General features: G+C 39.3%; 2 protein-coding genes. Both read left to right on the top strand.

What is annotated here, in order from left to right:
• Window positions 1-83 precede the first annotated feature (83 nt).
• The gene (locus tag L1D51_RS21420; protein ID WP_054561329.1) at window positions 84-575 is read left to right on the top strand and encodes a FixH family protein; all 492 of its coding nucleotides are present in this window, start codon (window positions 84-86) and stop codon (window positions 573-575) included.
• A gap of 9 nt (window positions 576-584) precedes the next feature.
• Window positions 585-1,436: heavy metal translocating P-type ATPase metal-binding domain-containing protein (locus L1D51_RS21425; protein ID WP_239964830.1), on the top strand; the 852-nt coding region annotated here is incomplete at its 3' end.

Raw genomic sequence — 1,436 nt, forward strand, 5'->3', positions numbered from 1 at the left:
AGCCTCCATCTGGAGGCTTTTTTTTAGTCTTTTGCTTTTAAATCCGATAAAATGCGTACAACGTTTTTAAAGGTATAAGTACTATGAAACCCACTCCTTGGTATAAAAACTTTTGGCCATGGTTTTTAATCTCTTTTCCTCTTGCAGCCATCATCGGCTGTGCTGGTCTTATTTATATGGCGATTGGCAACGGCCCAGATATGGTTGTTGATGATTACTATAAAAAAGGCAAAGCAATTAACCTTGAACTCAGCAAATTTAATAAAGCAAAAGCACTTTATTTACATGGCGATTTAAATGTTGCAGGCGACAAAGTAACTTTCACTTTCACCAAGGGTGATGCAAGCAATGTTCACTCTTTAAAAATGTCATTTTATCATCGCACCATTAAAGCCAATGACTTTGATGTAAGCCTAATGAAAAACGCCCATGGCGATTTTACTGCCCTACTCGACACCCATGTTGACGGTGCATACACAGTGTTTATTGAACCAATCGATAACAGTTGGAAACTTAAAGAAGATGTCATTTTGCCAACTGATAAAACGATTTCGATTAGCCCTGAATATAAGTAGTAAACTCTAATGTCCGATAATTGCTTTCATTGTCTTGAAAGTGTGCCAAAAGGCTTTAATGCGACTGTCGAAATAGACGGTAAGGCACAACCTATGTGTTGTATTGGTTGCCAAACGGTTGCTGAGAATATCGTCGCCCAAGGCATGACCGATTACTATAAATTTAGAACTGTGCGCTCTGGTAAAGTTGAACAACTTGTTCCAGAGCAACTCGAGTTGATTAAAAGTTACGATAACGAAGATATTCAAGACGAGTTTATTTCAGCCACTAATGATTTATCAGAAGTACTATTAACGGTTGAAGGCATCACCTGTGCTGCCTGCGCTTGGTTAATCGAAAAACAACTACTTAACTTAAAAGCAATCAAACGTGTTGATGTAAATACTTCAACCAACCGTGCCATGATCCAATGGGATAAATCGGTTACACCGCTTAGCCAAATTATCACTTCATTACATGAAATCGGCTATAAAGCCTATCCGTTTCAGGCAGACCTTGAAGCAAGCCAAAAACAACAAGCCGCAAAAGCTTATATCCGCCGTTTAGGGGTTGCCGGTCTGATGACCATGCAAGTAATGATGTTTGCTTTTGCCATGTATTTTGGCATGTTCTCTGGCATGGAAGAGAGCTTTGAGCAGTATTTTCGCTGGATAAGCTTAGTGCTTGCTTCTCCAGTTATTCTTTACAGTGCCCTGCCATTCTTAACCAATGCCATTAATGGTTTAAAAGCCAAACAGCTGAATATGGACTTACCCGTTTCATTAGCGATTTTTGGTGCTTATGGGGCAAGCTGTTATGCCACATTAATGTCGGTTGGCGAAGTTTATTTTGAATCTATCTGTATGTTTACCTTCTTATTG

Source organism: Pseudoalteromonas shioyasakiensis (assembly GCF_022398475.1).
Lineage (GTDB): Bacteria > Pseudomonadota > Gammaproteobacteria > Enterobacterales > Alteromonadaceae > Pseudoalteromonas.